This is a genomic window from Acidaminococcus sp. BV3L6, assembly GCF_000468835.1.
GTDB classification, from domain to species: Bacteria; Bacillota; Negativicutes; order Acidaminococcales; family Acidaminococcaceae; genus Acidaminococcus; species Acidaminococcus intestini.
Genome location: NZ_AWUR01000008.1, coordinates 1 through 15,269 on the forward strand (window position 1 = coordinate 1; position 15,269 = coordinate 15,269).

16 protein-coding genes are annotated in these 15,269 nt (G+C 50.4%); 1 reads left to right on the plus strand and 15 read right to left on the minus strand.

The window, feature by feature from the left end; genetic code table 11:
• Positions 1-140: 140 nt before the first annotated feature.
• Both HMPREF1246_RS01710 and HMPREF1246_RS01715 read right to left on the minus strand, forming a co-directional pair.
• A complete protein-coding gene (locus tag HMPREF1246_RS01710) occupies positions 141-848 on the minus strand; it encodes an RraA family protein (RefSeq protein ID WP_009015987.1) in 708 nt (235 codons plus the stop codon).
• A gap of 69 nt (positions 849-917) precedes the next feature.
• A complete protein-coding gene (locus tag HMPREF1246_RS01715) occupies positions 918-1,424 on the minus strand; it encodes a transcription repressor NadR (RefSeq protein ID WP_009015988.1) in 507 nt (168 codons plus the stop codon).
• 205 nt (positions 1,425-1,629) lie between these two features.
• On the opposite strand from HMPREF1246_RS01715, the gene HMPREF1246_RS01720 reads away from it, so the two are divergent.
• Positions 1,630-2,700, plus strand: a complete 1,071-nt coding sequence (locus tag HMPREF1246_RS01720; RefSeq protein WP_231368201.1) for a DUF2939 domain-containing protein — start codon at positions 1,630-1,632, stop codon at positions 2,698-2,700.
• 1,518 nt (positions 2,701-4,218) lie between these two features.
• On the opposite strand, the gene HMPREF1246_RS01730 is transcribed toward HMPREF1246_RS01720, so the two are convergent.
• The 13 genes from HMPREF1246_RS01730 to HMPREF1246_RS01790 form a co-directional block, all read right to left on the minus strand.
• On the minus strand, positions 4,219-4,419 hold the full coding sequence (locus tag HMPREF1246_RS01730) for a hypothetical protein (RefSeq protein WP_021736587.1): 201 nt from the start codon (positions 4,417-4,419) through the stop codon (positions 4,219-4,221).
• A 243-nt stretch (positions 4,420-4,662) separates the two neighbouring features.
• Complete coding sequence (locus HMPREF1246_RS01735) at positions 4,663-6,009, minus strand: MATE family efflux transporter (protein ID WP_021736609.1); 1,347 nt, start codon at positions 6,007-6,009, stop codon at positions 4,663-4,665.
• Positions 6,010-6,322: 313 nt separating this feature from the next.
• The gene (locus HMPREF1246_RS01740) at positions 6,323-7,162 is read right to left on the minus strand and encodes a transporter substrate-binding domain-containing protein (protein ID WP_021736584.1); all 840 of its coding nucleotides are present in this window, start codon (positions 7,160-7,162) and stop codon (positions 6,323-6,325) included.
• Positions 7,163-7,530: 368 nt separating this feature from the next.
• Positions 7,531-8,361, minus strand: a complete 831-nt coding sequence (locus HMPREF1246_RS01745) for an LpxI family protein (protein WP_009016379.1) — start codon at positions 8,359-8,361, stop codon at positions 7,531-7,533.
• A 4-nt stretch (positions 8,362-8,365) separates the two neighbouring features.
• On the minus strand, positions 8,366-9,175 hold the full coding sequence (gene lpxA / locus HMPREF1246_RS01750) for an acyl-ACP--UDP-N-acetylglucosamine O-acyltransferase (RefSeq protein WP_009016380.1): 810 nt from the start codon (positions 9,173-9,175) through the stop codon (positions 8,366-8,368).
• A gap of 17 nt (positions 9,176-9,192) precedes the next feature.
• Positions 9,193-9,633, minus strand: coding sequence for a 3-hydroxyacyl-ACP dehydratase FabZ (gene fabZ / locus HMPREF1246_RS01755; RefSeq protein WP_014128804.1), 441 nt, complete (start codon positions 9,631-9,633; stop codon positions 9,193-9,195).
• Positions 9,634-9,675: 42 nt separating this feature from the next.
• On the minus strand, positions 9,676-10,524 hold the full coding sequence (gene lpxC, locus HMPREF1246_RS01760; RefSeq protein ID WP_021736601.1) for a UDP-3-O-acyl-N-acetylglucosamine deacetylase: 849 nt from the start codon (positions 10,522-10,524) through the stop codon (positions 9,676-9,678).
• Positions 10,525-10,544: 20 nt separating this feature from the next.
• On the minus strand, positions 10,545-11,462 hold the full coding sequence (locus HMPREF1246_RS01765) for a lysophospholipid acyltransferase family protein (RefSeq protein ID WP_009016382.1): 918 nt from the start codon (positions 11,460-11,462) through the stop codon (positions 10,545-10,547).
• 143 nt (positions 11,463-11,605) lie between these two features.
• Positions 11,606-12,214 carry a YjbH domain-containing protein gene (locus HMPREF1246_RS01770; protein ID WP_009016383.1) on the minus strand — a complete coding sequence of 203 codons (609 nt, stop codon included), beginning with the start codon at positions 12,212-12,214 and terminating at the stop codon, positions 11,606-11,608.
• 15 nt (positions 12,215-12,229) lie between these two features.
• Positions 12,230-13,264: a UDP-3-O-(3-hydroxymyristoyl)glucosamine N-acyltransferase gene (gene lpxD / locus HMPREF1246_RS01775; RefSeq protein WP_021736593.1), complete on the minus strand. Its 1,035-nt coding sequence runs from the start codon at positions 13,262-13,264 to the stop codon at positions 12,230-12,232.
• Positions 13,265-13,398: 134 nt separating this feature from the next.
• Positions 13,399-13,803, minus strand: coding sequence for an OmpH family outer membrane protein (locus tag HMPREF1246_RS01780; RefSeq protein ID WP_009016385.1), 405 nt, complete (start codon positions 13,801-13,803; stop codon positions 13,399-13,401).
• Positions 13,804-13,817: 14 nt separating this feature from the next.
• Entirely contained in the window at positions 13,818-14,741 is a 924-nt protein-coding gene (locus HMPREF1246_RS01785; protein WP_021736547.1) for an OmpH family outer membrane protein, read from the minus strand.
• Positions 14,742-14,765: 24 nt separating this feature from the next.
• A complete protein-coding gene (locus HMPREF1246_RS01790) occupies positions 14,766-15,254 on the minus strand; it encodes an OmpH family outer membrane protein (RefSeq protein ID WP_014128806.1) in 489 nt (162 codons plus the stop codon).
• Positions 15,255-15,269 lie beyond the last annotated feature (15 nt).

Sequence of the window (15,269 nt, forward strand, 5' to 3'; positions counted from 1 at the left end):
ACGCCGCTGATAGACCGTAGTGTATGGCGCCAAACCGCCCTACGGGAGGGCGTCGAATTGATCTTTCGATCATACGGTCCTACTGCCTTTTCGCTCGGCAGCCTTGGCATCAAATCAGTTTGCTCTTTAGGCTGACGCCTTTACTTTTCCGAATGATCGGCCATATCTACAAACTCACAATTCAAGGCCTTTAATTTTTCATAGACCCAATCCTGGTTGCAGGATCCCGTTTCTTCGAGTTGGCGTAGGTTGGCCTGGTCCCGGGCCGTAATCTTCTTTGACTGTTCCAGGACCTGTTCGGCCTGGTCCGGACGAATAAAGACAATCCCGTCCGAATCGGCAACAACGATATCACCAGGATACACAATCTGTCCCCCGACAACAATCGGCACGTTGACTTCCCCCGGTCCGTTAAAGAATGGTCCGTTAGGGCTGACGCCTTTGGTAAAGACGAGAAAATCGTCCATTTCAGCAAGGGCCGCCGAGTCACGGGTTGCCCCATCGATGATAAGGCCCTTGACGCCGCGAGCTTTGCAGTATTTGGCCGTCACTTCGCCTGCCACGGCGCGGTCTGCGAACCCACCAGCATCGATGACAACAACATCGCCCCGTTTCGTATACTGGATTGCGGCGCGAAAAAGCAGGTTGTCCCCATGGGGCAGACGGATGGTAAAGGCCGTTCCCACGACAGAACGGGTATATTTCTTAAGAGGCGTAATGCTGTGATCAACAGCCCCAAAACGGCTCATCGTATCGTCCAGATCGGACGTAGCAAGATCATAGAATTGGCGGACAAGTTCCTTTGGCGGACGCGTAAAGTCCTTGATGATGCGGCAACCAATATTCATATAATTATCTCCTTTTTTCTTTAAGTACCAAAATGCCATTATAGACGTTTTACAAAATTTTGCAAGCCTTTACTTAACCAAAAAGCCCGCCGCCTCTAGGGCCTCTTTAATCTCATTGAGGGCCTCCCTACTGGGAGCTTCCACGGTATGGTAATGGACGCCGCCAGCGATATTGGACAAGGGGGCTTCCGGATGGGCCCGGATGGCTTTCATGAAACGCTGCACATCCCGCCGGCTCGATAGATTGAGTTTTCCTTCCAGCGTCCCATAGACAGGATGATCGATGGTCACGTTGCGGACCGTAGCTCCTGCATCAACGAAGATATTGAGTTCCTCTTCCATCCGTGACAGGTCGTGACGGACCTTGAAGCGATGCACGCGGCACGCCTCTCCCAAGATGAGATACCCCCGGTTTGTCGAAATGACCGGCACGTCCTGGGCGCGCAGAAGCGCGATATCTTGCACAATGACCTGACGGCTCACTTGAAAGGCAGCGGCAAGGACCGCCCCTGAAATCGGCGTTTTGGCTCCCTGCAGCCGCTGCCTGAGATTTTCGCGTCGTGTATGTCCATCCATCTAAATTGCCACCCTTCCTCTGATTGGTATTTAACCGACCTTATTAGGGCCATTTTTTCACAAATCACCTGTCCTGTCAATTTTCCCACTCGCCTTAAAAAAGAGAGATAAGATTTTACAAAAAAAATGGATTTTTACGGTTTCTTTGGCAGAAACCTGCTATAATGAGGAACGTGATTTTAATGTAGGAAAGTGAGTGAACACGATGGCAAATATGAATGACCGCTATATGGAAGAATACGAAGCGGCCCGCAGCGGCAGACCCAGCATCCAGGAAACGCTGACGAAGGCGCAGGAACAGGAACGAAAGAAAAAACGGCACCGCTATGAAAAAATAGGGGCCGCCCTCCTCGTCCTGATTGGTGCCTTGAGTTGGTACTTCTTCTACTACACCCAGACGCCGCAGTATACGGTCAAACAGATTCAAAAAGCGGTCCAGCAGCATGACGCCGTAACGGTCCACCAAAAAGTTGATATGGACGGCCTGCTTTCAAAGAGCACCGACGCCATCCGCGATGCCGAGTGGGAGCTCAATCCAGACAGCGAATTCACGGAAGAAGACAAGCCCGAATTCATCAAGCACATGAAAGAAGTCATCGATAACGGCATCCTGACCGGTGACTGGACTGACTCCTACCAAAAGACCCATCCCGAGCGGGCCCTCAAGGTCAACCTGGGAGACCTTACCCTGACCGAGATCAAGGACGTGAAGACGCAAAAAGACGAAGCCCTGGTCAATGTCAAGATGAAAAATGATGCCAGTAAGAGCGATGACATCCTCGTCCTGCGCCTGCGCAAAGACAAAAAAGGCTGGAAGCTCGAGGAAATCATGAACCTCAAATGGTACTACACCAAGATCCTCAAAGGGGAAAGTATGACGAAAAAAGAAAACACCCCCACCCCAGGAACGGACGCCGCCCTCTATGAAGCCGTCAAAAACAAGATTGCCGAAGAAGTCCCAGAAGCCAAAGTCATCTTGAACCAACTGCCGCAGGCATCGGGGACGAAGGGGACCAAGGAAATTACGCCGGAAGACGCCAAAAAAGTCGAGGACGCCGCCCAAAAAATGCAGACAATCTTGGAAAAACCGGTTGCCGGCAAAGTCCTCCGCTCCCTATTGGAACATCAGGATGAACTGCAGGCAAAGACCCAGCAGCTCCTTGAAAAAGTCCAGAACGGAAACAACACCAAGGAAATCGTGGACCAGCTGAAACAAAACGAGACCCTCCTGGAATGGGGGAACAAAATCCTGACCTGGGTCATCAATAACCTCTAACCCTAAGGACGTAAGCGTTTGTCGCTTGCGTCCTTTTTTGCTGCCTCCTCAAGAGGGCGTGCGGCCCAAAAGATCTTCTGTCCTTTCCCTTTTTTCACCGGAACGGGGCGCGCCTTTCAACGTTAGAGGCCAGTACTGTCGTATCATGATCTTTGGATGATAGGAAAAACGATTTTCCTACGATAAACCGCATAATACTGCTCATCTTTTTTTCCACTCTGATTCCATCATCCATGCCCCGTTCACGTTATTTATTTTATTGCAGCACTGGGGAAAGGTGATGCGGGGGCAGTCAATTGGACTGGATTTGTTCAGATCAAAGATCGCTCTGATTCACTACAATGACGTGCCTCCATTACACTATGAAAAATCTATGGAAGTAATGGAGGCATGACGATTCGTACCATGTTTCGTTCCTGATTGGGGATACCTTACGCCTGGGCGCTCCCCCTCCTAACCACGTGTCGTCACTCCCGCGCCCAGCTCATCAAAGCGGGAGCTTTTTACAAATTCGTCCCATAGGCCCATCTACTTTGTCGCCCGCGACCTCAATCTCCTCGACGTACACAAACCGTATGCCTCGTCGCTGAGGCCGAGAGCGCTTCGTATCTGAACCCATCGGAACCGAATTTGTAAAAAGCAAATGGAATAAAAGAATAAAAAAGCAGCACTATTTTTCGTATCAACCCAGATACGTAATACCGGGAAATCTTTGTACGGCGTCGCCCTTCCGCTCTCGCGTTTTTCCTAGCATCTGGACCAATCTGGGCCATATTCGAAAAAGGTAAATGAAAAAAAGACCGTGAGGGAAAAAAATTGAAAGTGCATCCCCATACAAAAAACCTCCCACCCCTACCAACTAGTAGGAACAGGAGGGCTTTTTCTCCTTATAAACTCTCAAACTTAAAAGAAGTCATAGAAATGCAGGAGGCAAAGGATCTTCACTTTACTGAAAATTACCTGCCGCAGATCAGCAAAAAGTCAGGAATGGATTCGCTGCTACATTTATCCTCCAGGGACAAATGAAGAAACACAAATGCTTTCAAGCTATGGGATGAAGCAAAATGCAATGTCCACGACAGGCATTTACATTTTTGACAACCAGTTCCGCGAAGCACAGAAACTCGAGAGGTTTGAGCCATGCCGTCAAGAGGGGGAAACTCTTTTCTATGCTGTAACATATGGAAAAATGAACCCCAACCATTTCTTAAATGGGTAAAAAGGCATTACCTTGGTAAAGGTTCCCCGAAAGGCAATTTTGCAAAAGTTATCAGTCTGGCATCCGAGCAGGAAACCTTCCCGGAAGATGCCAATCTTGATATCACAATCAGCTCTCTCCAGACACGTTACGCCTGCAGCGAAGCCATTCAAACAGCCACGAACCGGTGGAAGGAATACGTAAAAACGCATAATAAAAATTCTTTCTTTTTTCTTACATGCACCCTTCTTACATAGTACAAAGGGGATTCCTTATATCAAGCAACATAGGTGCCTTGGTCTTACAGCCAGTCCTTCAACTTATGACTCATACAGCCTATGGGCGCTTTCCATAAAGGCTTCCAATTCGTCTGCCATCAGACGGTTCGGGTTGTTGTAGTCCATATAAACACAGCAAAGCGTGCCGTTTTGCACCATCTCCACAGGGCAGGCAACAATCTTAGCAAGGTGCTGGTTTTTGAGGAGCCAAAATTCTCCAGTTTGCGGAATGGGTCGATCCATTGTCAGTTCCTTTCTTGAAAGAGGGTAGGTATCATCTTGTCATTTTTTCGTAAGTCTCCCCTAGTATAAGGCACTATCCGGATTCCTTGCAATATCTGGATTCCATTTACCATTTTAGGATACAAGAAGTACAAAAAGCAGGACTCACTTTACGTCTTGCCTATCTTTTCGCATGTTTATGCTTTCATTATTCCGCTCCACTTGCCAGAACTTTACGGGCGTTATGGTACAGGAAAGGGTGCATTACGTTTTCCCCTTTTCCTTTCCGCGAAGAAAAGATATCATCTTAGGCAGCTCATAACAAGTCATGGCAATCCAGCCAATCAGCATGGCATAGGCAACGGAAAGAAAGCCCACAGAAAAATAAAATGCAAGAATGGCGCAGCTTGCGACGCGGACACTAATATTAACAACACTGCTGTAAAGGGTTGTGGATAGCTCACCCATTCCCCTGAAAAATCCCTGCATCACATTCGTCAGGGCGCACAGCAAATAGATCCAGCTCATGGTAAGGAGATAAGCCTCTCCCAATCGGATAATGGCCAGCTCTTGTGTAAAAAGGCCCAAGATCCGTCCACTTGCGCCATACATCACCCCAGCAAAGGCCAACACATAGATAAGGGAAAAGGAAAGACTTGCAAAAACACTCCTGCGCACCCGTGCGGACGTACCCGCTCCGATATTCTGGGCAATGAAGGTGGTCATGGCATAGGCTATCGTCGATAAAGGCACCATGGCATAATCTTCAAACCGGCTGCTGACGCTGTAGGCAGCAATGACGGTCGTACCAAGCGTGTTCACAATCGCTTGGGTGCCCAGTTTGCCAATCTGCAGGGAAGACTGCTGCAGGGCGCTCACCATACTGAAAGAAAAGATTTTTTTTACTATGGTCCACTCAACGGCAAGATGCTGCTTGATCGCAAGTTTACCCATAAAACTTGCAAGAAAAGGCAAACAGAACAAGGATGAGAGCAATTCGCAAAGGACCGTGCTTGCGGCAGCACCTACGATGCCCCAGCCAAAAACAACAACAAAAAGATAATCACCAAGAACATTGAGCCCCGCACTTACAGCGAGAATGAAGAGCGTCGTTTGACTGTCCCCCATGGCCCTTAGGACCGTTGAAAAATAGCCATAGCAAAAATGGAAAAAGAGCCCCACCATGATGATCCTCACGTAGAGCGCTGCTTCCGTTAAGATAGCCACTGGGACTTGAAGAAGAAGCAGGATGGGCCGCGCAAACATAATCAGCACGGCTGAAAGAGCAAGGGACACCAGGGCTCCTGCGGCAAGGCCGCTCACTATCTGGCGGCGCAGGGCTTCCTTGTCTTTTGCCCCATAGGCCTTACCAATAAGGATGCTTGCACCAAGGCAGATGCCATTGATAAAAAGAAGTGAAAACGTCATGAGCGGATTGCTCGTTCCCACCGCTGCAAGAGCCAAATCCCCAATATAGCGGCCGACAATGGCACTATCGACAGCATTGTAGGTCAGGGTGAGATAATTGGACAAAATAAGCGGCAGTAAATAAGAAAGAAGCTGGAGGGAAATATTTCCTTTTGTCAAGTCATGGGTTTTCACGGAAATCACCAACCTTATTATCTTTTCCACCGCAGGATGAGACGATAAAAAGCTTGCGCTGTCTTGATTATACCATTTACTAGGGGCTAACGGCATCTTTAAATGAAGGCTAGGAAACTGAAACTGCAGTCTGGAAGATCCAGCTCGACCACTAAAGCAAATCATAGCTTACCCTTCCCTTTCTGTAGCTTAACAGTCCTTATCCAAGAAACACACCCTCTTCCCGTTGACCCATCCGTTAGTTTCATCGCCTCCCTTCGCATAAAAAACGACCGAATACAGTTTTCTGCATTCGGTCAGGGGAATACATGATGATAATCTTTTACAGTCCCAGTGCTTTTTCTGCACTTTCCGGCAGGTTCGGGGCTTTCTGGTTGAACCATTTCTTATAGAGTTTTGCATACGTGCCATCTTTTTTCATATCCGCAATGGCTTTATTGATGGCATCCTTGAGTTCTTTATCGTCTTGATTTAGGACAAAACCCAAGAGTTCCGATTTAGAATCAGGGATAGGAATGACGCGGACTTTTCCCTTGCCTTTACCTTCAAGGGTGGAAAAATATTCACCCACCGGTTTGTCGACGATGGCAGCTGGCGCATTCCCAACCTGGACTTCAAGAAGGGCGTTAGCGCTGGAATCAAACTGTTTAGCCACCATACCGTGGCTTTCGGCGTATTTGGCGCCTGTTGTGCCAACCATAACGGCGACGTTCTTGCCCTTAAGATCAGCAGCCGACTGGACAGGACTATCCGTGGGAACAACAATGGCCAGTTTCGATTCGTAGAAAGGCGCCGCAAAGGCAACTTTCTTAGCCCGCTCTTTTGTCATGGTCATACCTGTAGCGGCAACGTCGACTTGTTTTGATTGGATGGCTGGAATGATACCGTTAAAAGGAATATTTTCCATCTGCGGCTCGCGGCCAAGGCGCTTTGCCACTTCCCGGATCATATCGATTTCCATGCCTTTATAATCGCTTTCGTCGCCACTCGCGCCTTTATCTTTAAATTCAAAAGGCACATAGGTTGCATTTGTCGCAATCTTGAGAACTTTTTTAGCGTCCGCGTTTTTTGCCGTCTCTTTATTGGTACCGCAGGCCGCGACTGATAGGGCAAGTGCGGCACCCAGTCCGGCGGCAAGAAGTTTTTTATAAAATTTTTTCATGATAGGACCTCCCTGTAAGCATGGGATTATTATACAGCTAAGCGAATTTTTATGCAACAAGAATCAATCCTTCATAATAGGCCAAATGTCCCTATACGCCTTGAGGAATACAGGAGCTTTTTTAGTGCAATCTCAATCGGTCTCTCGAGGATCTCTTTTCCATGGAATCAGTGCAGTCAGCGCCCTTTGTGGATTCTTCCTAAAAAGACGCATGGCGGCATATTTTAGTTCCTTTCGGATGAACCTGCAACGCATGCCTTCTCGTCATGAAACAACATACCCCCATAGCTCTCAAATCGTTTATCTGAGGCTATGGGGGTACGCATCACCCTTTACGATATACGGCGCAATCACAGGCCAAGTGTCTTTTATCTTCCAGCGGTTTCCTCACTCATGGAAACGACAACGAGGTTATGCTCATTGGCAAGGGCAAGGGCCTGTTCTCTTTCTACAAAAAGAGTACGGCCGGTTTCCATGACGATGCCGGCACAGCCCGATTCAATCATGGATTCCATGGTTTTTACACCGACACCGGGCACGTCAAAGCGATGGTCCTGGGCCGGTTTGGCCGTCTTTGCGACAATGGCCCCCCTGCCTAGGCTGCCGCCGCGCTTGATGCAGGCATCGGTACCTTCGATGGCTTCCACGGCCATAATGGCCATGTCCTTGACGACGACCGTTTGACCAATATCAAGACCGCCAATCTTTTTAGCCATCCTGAAACCATATTTCATGTCTTCCCATTCCTTATCCGTCGGTTTACGGCGGCTAAGAACACCTTCTTCCGGCATGATGTGCTTGAGGAAGAGGGTCTGGTCCATGACGTGGATTCCCATCTCTTCAAGTTTTGCCACAAGGGCATTCATGATGGTGTCGTCATGACGATCCGGCAGGGACATAAGGAGCTTTACAGCCTGCCAGTCCGGAATGAGGATGCCTCCTTTGTAGAGGATTTCTTTTGTCACCTTGCCAATCATGGTGACTTCGCTGACCCCTTCATTTTTGAGGGTGCTGAAGATTTTCCCAACTTTGCCGATATTGATTGCATAAAAGACGTCGGCTTCCTTTGGGAGGTCTTCATGGGTTTCGGGCACAAGGGCGATAGCGACGGTGCGGTAGCCTGCCTGTTTGGCGCCGCGTACGACGTCAACGGGCAAGTGTCCTACGCCAGCAAGGACGCCTAAGGTCTTTTCCATCATGGAATCACTCCCTCCCGTGGGAGACGGATGAACGGCAAATACCCCGTTCTACGCTGCGTAAAAAGCGCATAAAATGCTCAACTTCTTCGTAGCTGTCAAGTTCCTGTTCCATAGTGGCAATAGCATCTGGCAGGGAAAGGCCACGTTTATAAAGAATCTTATAAGCCTTTTTCAGCTCCCGGCGAACAGGCATGGCAATTCCTGCACGGGAAATGCCCACGCTGTTAAGGCCTGCCACGACGGGCGGGTTGCCAGCAACGATGACAAAAGGCGGTACATCCTGGTTGATTCGGCTCATGCCGCCGCACATGCAGTTGCGGCCAATCTTGGTGAACTGGTGCACAGCCGTGAGACCGCCGATGACGGCGCGGTCTTCGACAATAACGTGACCGGCCAGAGTCGCCACGTTGCTCATGATGACGTTGTTGCCGACAATACAGTTATGGGCAACATGGGTATAGGCCATCATCAGGACATTGTTGCCGATGCGCGTTTCATTGCCTTCCCCGACAGCGCGATGAACAGAAGCACATTCGCGGATGGTCACATGGTCACCAATGATGGTCGCCGTATCTTCCCCTTTATATTTAAGGTCCTGGGGCACTTCCCCAATGCTGGCCCCCTGGAAGAATTCACAGCCTTTCCCGATGGTCGTACGCCCCGTAATGACGACATGCGGATGAATGATGGTCCCTTCCCCAATCTTGACATCCGGTCCAATGACTGAATAAGGACCAATCTTTACGTTTGGGCCAATCTGTGCATGCGGATCGATGATTGCTGTTTCATGAATTAAACTGGAATCTGCACTCATACTGATTCACCCCTTGTTTATTGCTTGTTCTCGGCCAGAGCAAAGAAGAAGTCCCCTTCGCAGGCTGGTTCCCCATCGACGGTGCCTTCGCAGTGGGCAACGCCCATGTTGCCTTTGATTTTCGTAATGACGGCCGTCGTAACGAGCTGATCACCCGGTTTGATTGGACGGCGGAAACGCACCTTGTCGATCTTGCCAAAGACAGCAATCTTACCGCGGTTTTCTTCCGGATAAAGCAGCGTCACGCCCCCAACCTGTGCCATGGCTTCAATGAGCAGGACACCCGGCATGATGGGATTACCCGGGAAGTGGCCCATGAACTGCGGTTCGTTGAAGGTGATATTCTTGATACCCACAGCCCGTTTCATCGGTTCCAGTTCGACCACACGGTCAACGAGGAGCATGGGATACCGATGGGGAAGGATTTTTTGGATTTCCTGAATGTCTAACGTAATCATTTTCTTGACTCCTTACTTTCAAAATCTAAGGCGCTGCGGCGATTACTGGGCCGGATTCGCCTTGCGGTAGGCATCGATTTGGCGGGAAACGCTGTCGTTGAAGGCGTGCCCCGATTTCATACAGATAACATGGGCCGATATGGGTCCCAACAGATACAAGTCACCAATGACATCAAGGATCTTATGACGGATAAGCTCGTCAGGGAAGCGGACCTTGGACAGGGTTCCCCCGTCCTTAGTAAAGACAACGACATTTTCGACGGTGCCGCCAAGGCCAAGGCCCATCTTGCGCAGTTGGGCAATTTCCTCTTCAAAGGCTACGGTTCTTGCCGGAGCAATTTCCTGGGAAAGCGTATCCCCCGCATCCGTCACATCAAGGACCTGGGTCCCAAGCAGCGGATGGGGATTGATGGAGGTAAAGGTCACGCGAAAGCCGTCATAAGGCAGGACCACAAGATAGCGGTCGCCGTCATAACAGCTGAAGGCGTGATCAATGGCGTAGACGTGACGCGGTGCGTCCTGTTCAAGAAGGCCCATCCTTAAGATAGGATCCATGAAGCCTTTGGCTGAGCCATCACCAACGAGCGGTTCGGCGCTGTTCATTTCGATGTAGCAGTTATCAATGGCAAGGATGGCAAGGGCGGCCATGACGTGTTCGATGGTCGTGACGCTGGCTCCGTTTTCAGTCAGCGTCGTGGCTCGTGTCGTTGCCGAAATATTTGAAGCAATGGCTCGCACACTGGGCCGACCCTCAAGATCCGTACGGATAAAGACAATGCCTGTGTCCGCAGGAGCCGGCTTCAGCGTCATTGCAACTGGGTTGCCGGAGTGGAGCCCAATCCCGTCACAGCAGACATCTGCTTTGAGGGTGTGCTGTTTATTGTTGTCCATATTGAATCACCTTTCTATGTTCAATTGCCCGTCATGGGCGTGCTGAAATGCTTGCGGTCACGGTAACGTCTCTTTCCATCCTTCCAGCGGTCATGGACCCAGAACCACATAGCCGGGTCGCGGCGGATTTCCTCTTCGGCAATCCGGATGAGCTTTTCCATGATAACGTGGCTGTTTTCTTCTCGGCTCAGTTGGGGATCTGCGTGGAAACAGGGATGAATAACGGCCGTAAGCGTCCCATCAGGCTGATTATGCATGAAAAGCGGGACAATGGGAGCTTTGAAGACCCGTGCCAGCTGGGCTGCCCCATCAGGGACGCGGGCCGGTTTCCCAAACAGTTCAAGGTGCTCCCCCGTATGGGCAGAATCTTGATCGTAGAGAATTCCTACAAGATGTTTATCTTTTAGATAACGTCCGATGGAAAGCATGCTGCTCTTTCCATGGTTGTAGGTGACATGCTGGCCGACCATCTGCCGGTATTCGTTGATGAAGCGGTCCGCGTCACCATCGTTTTGTTTGCGGGTGATGGAAAGGATGGGATAGCCCAGAAGGGCCATACTGGCCCCCAGCATTTCCCAATTTCCGTAATGGGCCGTACACATGATGACGCCGCGGCCTTCGGCATAAGCCTCTTCGAGGTGTTCCAGGCCTTCGAAGTGGACAAGGTTCCTAAAATTGGCTTGATTGATGAGGGGATAGCGCAGGACTTCGATGAGCATGCGCCCGAAACGGGTAACGCTCTCCTTGGCGATGCGTTCTGCTTCAGTCTCAGACACGCCAAGACATTCCTTGACGTTTTCCTTGGCCATATAGCGCCGCCATTTGGGTGTAGCCAACCAGCCAATTTGGCCCAAGGCATAGGCCAGGGCATCATTGAAGCAGGTTGGCTGCACGCAGGCAATCCGGCTCATCAGTTTCATGAGGGAATACGCAAGCATTGCAGCAGTGCCTCCTTAAGGCAGGGTCTCCTTCTTTGGCACCCCTTCCCGCGGGAATGAGCTGCCCAAAGGGCCCTTGAAAGGATGCGGCGCTGCCTTGGGACAAATCAGCCCGAAAGGCGGCCGCGGACCTTTCTCATGAGTTAGAAAGTAAAGTTGACGCTCCCATAAAGATGATGGGTCCGATAGCCAACTTCAGCCGTCGTAAATTTAGCAAGGGGAATGGATGCGCCATAGTTGAAATGGCTGCCGTCATATTCCCCCATAAGGGTAAGGGACTGGCTTCCGAGTTTGATGTCCTTTTCAATGGCACCAAATCCCTTTTTGTATTGGTCCGTACCAATCCCGCCATGAATCTTAAACCCAAACGGCAGGGCCTTACTGACGACAACATAACCGCGACGGTCCTTTTCATCCCCCAGGTCGTCGCCGCCAATGGCAATGGCCGGAGTTACAGGGGTTTCGCGCAGAAGCTCCCATTTCGCACTTACTGTGCTGTAGATATCGCTGTCTTTCGGATCAAAGCGGGCGCCTGCCACTTCAAGGCCCAGGGGCAAGGCCACATTGCCATGAAGGATCTGTCCATCCTTTGTCATGTCGTAACCAACGGAAACATGGCCTGGCAAACGGACAAAGGCGCTCGGGGTATTAATAATGCCGCTCGTTCCGTTTGGCGTAATCTTGGCTTCTGCCGCCAGCGGCATGGCAGAAGCAAGCGTCAGAATGGCAAGGGTCGCAACAGTCTTTTTCATGAAACCAAAACTCCTTTATTTATCGTCTTTTTTCTCGAGGGTTTCCACGAGTTTTTCCAGTTTGCGGACTTTTTTCACAAGATCACCGAGCTTACGCTGACTGGCCATCATGCGCAGCCAGTCTACATGGCTCTGCGCCGGGAAGCCAGCCCAGACAACATTGTCCGGGACGTCACTGATGATGCCGGTTCGCCCGGCAAAGGTGCAGTTGCTGCCAATCTTGAGGTGGCCTGCGGTCGCGGCCTGACCGCCAAAAGTCGTATTGTGGCCTACCGTGACAGATCCTGAAATACCGACGTGGGCCACAAGGATGCAGTTTTCTCCGATAACATCATTATGCCCGACATGGACAAGGTTATCGATCTTGGTGCCCTTGCCGATGACCGTACTGTCAACGGTTGCTCGGTCAATACAGGTGTTGCAGCCGATTTCGACATCATCGCCAACAACGACGTTTCCCGTCTGAAGGACCTTGGTATGCTTTCCTTCGCTCGTGATATAGCCAAAGCCATCACCGCCGATGACACAGCCAGACTGGAGGATGACCCGGTCACCGATGATACAGTTTTCACGGACTGTGACATTCGAATAAAAAGTGCAGTCGCTGCCCACTTTTGCATGGCGGCCGATATAAACATGCGGGTAGATGATGGCATTATCCCCAATTTCAGCATCTTCTGCAATATAGGCAAAAGGCAGGATGGCGGCATTTTTTCCAATACGAGCCGTCGGATGGACAAATGCGTACTGACTGATACCTGATTCGACACTTTCAGGCGGACGGAAGAGCATCAGCAGTTTGGCAAAAGCCGCCCGTGGGTTCTTTACACGGATCAGGGCCTGGGGGCCTTTGAGTTCTCCTTCTTCAGGAATCATGATGGCGCCGGCCCGGCTCTTACCGGCCAGTTCCAAATAGGGCGGTACGGCAAAGGAAATTTCCGTAGGGCCTGCTTCCTCAAGGCCGTTCACGCCTGTAAGCTTCAGGGAAGGATCTCCTTGGATAATACTACCCTGTAAGAGATCTGCCAGTTCCTGCAGCGTTTTTTCCATAGCTAACATCCTTTCTTGTGATTTGTTCAGCCTGGGCAGTGCGCTCCCCTGCGTACCTGTCTATCCCAGAGTGACAAAAATGGAGCGTTGGAATACGGGAAAAAGGCGAACACACGGTTCGCCCTTTATGTCCATTATTTCATGGCTTTGATGATGTCTTCCGTGACGTCGACGCCGCCTTGCGGAACAGCTTCCTTCACGAGAATGGCACCGAGGTTCTTTTCCTTGGCAACCTGAGCCGCGGCAGCTTCAAAACTGCTCTTTACTTTATTTTGCTGCTCAGCCTGGAAGGTACGGATTTTGGCACTTTTTTCCGTATAGATTTTTTTTGCTTCTTCATCGCTCTTACCCTCTGTTTCCTTGGTAAGTTCGTCTTCCATAGCCTTGCCTTTTTCCTGCAGTTCCTTTGTGGCATTCTTGAAGACTTCACTGTCCGTCTGGACCTTCTGCATATCTACAACGCCAAACTGCTGATTGCGGCCACAGCCAAAAGCAAAGATGGCCATAACGATCATACCGATTGCCAAAATTTTTTTCATGTTTCTGATCCCTCTTACTCAACTATATTTTGTACTTCTTTTTCCACGTCGTCCGTGATGTCATCGGCCGATATGTTGGCCCGCGGATTCCGAAAAACCAGGGTGTACTTCCTGGTAAGATTGATTTTCTTGATGGCGCTGAGGATATCACTGTCGATTTCCTCACGCAGTTTCTGCGTCTCCGCGTCCTGACGCTGAATCTGAGTATCCATGGAAGCAATGAGCGTATCAAGCTCTTTTTGTCCAGGTTGCTGTTCTTTTTTCGTCAGGTCAAGACCCGTTTCTTCCTTTACAAGATCCACCGTAAGGGATTGTTGGAAGGCATCCATGCGGGCACGGCTTTCGCTGATGTCAGAAGCCATCTGCTCCTTGATCCACGCCGCTTTCTTTTCCTCGATGGCCTCAATGGCCTCACGGCGCTTATCCAAAAGCTCCTGTTCTTCTTGGAGCAAGGCATTTTGGGAGGCTTCACTCATCTTGATACTGCCAAGCTTTAAGCGCACATTAAAGAGCGGGATACGGAAGCGGGTTTCCACATCTTCCCGGTCCTTTTGGACATAGGATTCAGCCGCTGCATCAAGGCTTTCCGCCTTTTTCTGGAGAAGATCCTGTTCCTGGGCTTCTTTTTCCGCAATCTTTGCCGCCAGCTGGGCGGAACGGAAGCGGTCTCGGCCCTTTCCTGCAAGGGAGCGCATCTTACCCAAAATGGCAAGCTGCTGATGACCGTCCTTGAGCTGCCGTTCCCGGAGGGCCTTTGCTGTTTCAAGGTCCGTTTTTTGTTTTTGCCACACCTTGTACTTGGGATGCTGTTTGACGAGCCGGTCCCAATCCACGACGGCAAACCGTGGTACTTCCCTCGAAAGGAGGCCGTTTTTCAGGGACGCACAGCCCGCTGTCACCATAAGGCACGCCACTAGGAGGCAGATAAGCTTCCTCATAGGTCCCTCCTCCTTCATGAGCCCTTAGTTTTTCTTGGCTTGTTTCTGGAGTTCTGCCTGGACATCAGCCGTCACATCAACACCGCCATAAACGACAGCGCCTTCATTGACGATGACCGTAAGCCCCTTGGTCTTGCCGACAGCGACAATGGCGTCATCAACTTTTTTCTTCAAGGGGTCGACAAGTTCTTTCTGCTTATCCTCAAGGCCTTTTTGCAGCTCTTCGTGGAGCTTTTGCTTATCGGCGTCACTCATGTCCTTACTTTTTTCGTTGTACTGGCTTTCAGCATCCTGGGCAGCTTTCTGCATTTCCACCTGAGCATCCTGGATGCCTGGGACGGCCTGGACCAGTTGGTTGTAGTTTACTTTGCCAATGGCAGAATCAGTTGTTCCGCCGGAACCACCCGTGAGACCGGCACCCCGCACAGCAATGGCGAAAGCACCGATGACGAAGATGGCGGCAATCGCAAGGGACACCACTTTCACGTTTTTCTTATTGGCAAATTCAATCATTTCTATCCCTCGTTC

Excerpts from the sequence above, each read along its gene's own strand:
- HMPREF1246_RS01780 (WP_009016385.1), bottom strand. The coding sequence starts at position 13,803 with ATGAAAAAAATTTTGGCAATCGGTATGATCGTTATGGCCATCTTTGCT.
- HMPREF1246_RS01785 (WP_021736547.1), bottom strand. The coding sequence starts at position 14,741 with ATGAGGAAGCTTATCTGCCTCCTAGTGGCGTGCCTTATGGTGACAGCG.
- HMPREF1246_RS01765 (WP_009016382.1), bottom strand. The coding sequence starts at position 11,462 with ATGCTTGCGTATTCCCTCATGAAACTGATGAGCCGGATTGCCTGCGTG.
- HMPREF1246_RS01740 (WP_021736584.1), bottom strand. The coding sequence starts at position 7,162 with ATGAAAAAATTTTATAAAAAACTTCTTGCCGCCGGACTGGGTGCCGCA.
- HMPREF1246_RS01730 (WP_021736587.1), bottom strand. The coding sequence starts at position 4,419 with ATGGATCGACCCATTCCGCAAACTGGAGAATTTTGGCTCCTCAAAAAC.
- fabZ (WP_014128804.1), bottom strand. The coding sequence starts at position 9,633 with ATGATTACGTTAGACATTCAGGAAATCCAAAAAATCCTTCCCCATCGG.
- lpxC (WP_021736601.1), bottom strand. The coding sequence starts at position 10,524 with ATGGACAACAATAAACAGCACACCCTCAAAGCAGATGTCTGCTGTGAC.
- lpxD (WP_021736593.1), bottom strand. The coding sequence starts at position 13,264 with ATGGAAAAAACGCTGCAGGAACTGGCAGATCTCTTACAGGGTAGTATT.
- HMPREF1246_RS01770 (WP_009016383.1), bottom strand. The coding sequence starts at position 12,214 with ATGAAAAAGACTGTTGCGACCCTTGCCATTCTGACGCTTGCTTCTGCC.
- lpxA (WP_009016380.1), bottom strand. The coding sequence starts at position 9,175 with ATGAGTGCAGATTCCAGTTTAATTCATGAAACAGCAATCATCGATCCG.
- HMPREF1246_RS01745 (WP_009016379.1), bottom strand. The coding sequence starts at position 8,361 with ATGATGGAAAAGACCTTAGGCGTCCTTGCTGGCGTAGGACACTTGCCC.
- HMPREF1246_RS01715 (WP_009015988.1), bottom strand. The coding sequence starts at position 1,424 with ATGGATGGACATACACGACGCGAAAATCTCAGGCAGCGGCTGCAGGGA.
- HMPREF1246_RS01710 (WP_009015987.1), bottom strand. The coding sequence starts at position 848 with ATGAATATTGGTTGCCGCATCATCAAGGACTTTACGCGTCCGCCAAAG.
- HMPREF1246_RS01720 (WP_231368201.1), top strand. The coding sequence starts at position 1,630 with ATGGCAAATATGAATGACCGCTATATGGAAGAATACGAAGCGGCCCGC.
- HMPREF1246_RS01790 (WP_014128806.1), bottom strand. The coding sequence starts at position 15,254 with ATGATTGAATTTGCCAATAAGAAAAACGTGAAAGTGGTGTCCCTTGCG.